We start from the raw sequence: 1600 nt of genomic DNA, 5'->3' as shown, positions 1-1600 counted from the left end.
TGGGCCATACTAGTACTGGATGCATCTGCAGGATATCGCGGCCGCTTAATTAACTGGCCTCATGGGCCTTCACTTCACTGCCCGCTTTCCAGTCGGGAAACCTGTCGTGCCAGCTGCATTAACATGGTCATAGCTGTTTCCTTGCGTATTGGGCGCTCTCCGCTTCCTCGCTCACTGACTCGCTGCGCTCGGTCGTTCGGGTAAAGCCTGGGGTGCCTAATGAGCAAAAGGCCAGCAAAAGGCCAGGAACCGTAAAAAGGCCGCGTTGCTGGCGTTTTTCCATAGGCTCCGCCCCCCTGACGAGCATCACAAAAATCGACGCTCAAGTCAGAGGTGGCGAAACCCGACAGGACTATAAAGATACCAGGCGTTTCCCCCTGGAAGCTCCCTCGTGCGCTCTCCTGTTCCGACCCTGCCGCTTACCGGATACCTGTCCGCCTTTCTCCCTTCGGGAAGCGTGGCGCTTTCTCATAGCTCACGCTGTAGGTATCTCAGTTCGGTGTAGGTCGTTCGCTCCAAGCTGGGCTGTGTGCACGAACCCCCCGTTCAGCCCGACCGCTGCGCCTTATCCGGTAACTATCGTCTTGAGTCCAACCCGGTAAGACACGACTTATCGCCACTGGCAGCAGCCACTGGTAACAGGATTAGCAGAGCGAGGTATGTAGGCGGTGCTACAGAGTTCTTGAAGTGGTGGCCTAACTACGGCTACACTAGAAGAACAGTATTTGGTATCTGCGCTCTGCTGAAGCCAGTTACCTTCGGAAAAAGAGTTGGTAGCTCTTGATCCGGCAAACAAACCACCGCTGGTAGCGGTGGTTTTTTTGTTTGCAAGCAGCAGATTACGCGCAGAAAAAAAGGATCTCAAGAAGATCCTTTGATCTTTTCTACGGGGTCTGACGCTCAGTGGAACGAAAACTCACGTTAAGGGATTTTGGTCATGAGATTATCAAAAAGGATCTTCACCTAGATCCTTTTAAATTAAAAATGAAGTTTTAAATCAATCTAAAGTATATATGAGTAAACTTGGTCTGACAGTTATTATTTACCCACCACTTTGGTAATTTCGCCTTTCACGTAATGCACAAATTCTTCCAGCTGATCCGCACGGCTGGCCAGACGATCTTCTTCCTGGCCCAGATACGCCTGACGCGCTTCCAGAATCACCGGCTGATACTGCGCCGGCAGACGTTCCATGGCCCAATCCGCCGCCACATCTTTCGGCGCAATTTTGCCGGTCACCGCGCTATACCAAATACGGCTCAGGGTCAGCACCACGTTGCGTTCATCACCCGCCCAATCCGGCGGGCTGTTCCACAGGGTCAGGGTTTCGTTCAGCGCTTCAAACAGGTCCTGTTCCGGCACCGGATCAAACAGTTCTTCCGCTGCCGGACCAACCAGCGCCACGCTATGTTCACGCGCTTTGGTCAGCAGAATGGCCAGATCGATATCAATGGTCGCCGGTTCAAAAATGCCGGCCAGAATATCGTTACGCTGCCATTCGCCAAACTGCAGCTCACGTTTCGCCGGATAACGCCACGGAATAATGTCATCATGCACCACGATGGTCACTTCCACCGCACGCAGAATTTCGCTTTCACCC

At 52.9% G+C, this 1600-nt stretch carries 1 protein-coding gene; it reads right to left on the bottom strand.

The annotated features are described in order from the left end of the window. Positions 1-1038 precede the first annotated feature (1038 nt). Positions 1039-1600 (bottom strand): aminoglycoside adenylyltransferase family protein (locus GM79_RS02245; RefSeq protein WP_035558573.1); only part of this gene is annotated, 562 nt, incomplete at its 5' end.

Source organism: Hymenobacter sp. IS2118 (assembly GCF_000715495.1).
In the GTDB taxonomy this organism is placed as follows: Bacteria; Bacteroidota; Bacteroidia; order Cytophagales; family Hymenobacteraceae; genus Hymenobacter.
This window is presented reverse-complemented; position numbering and strand designations above follow the sequence as displayed.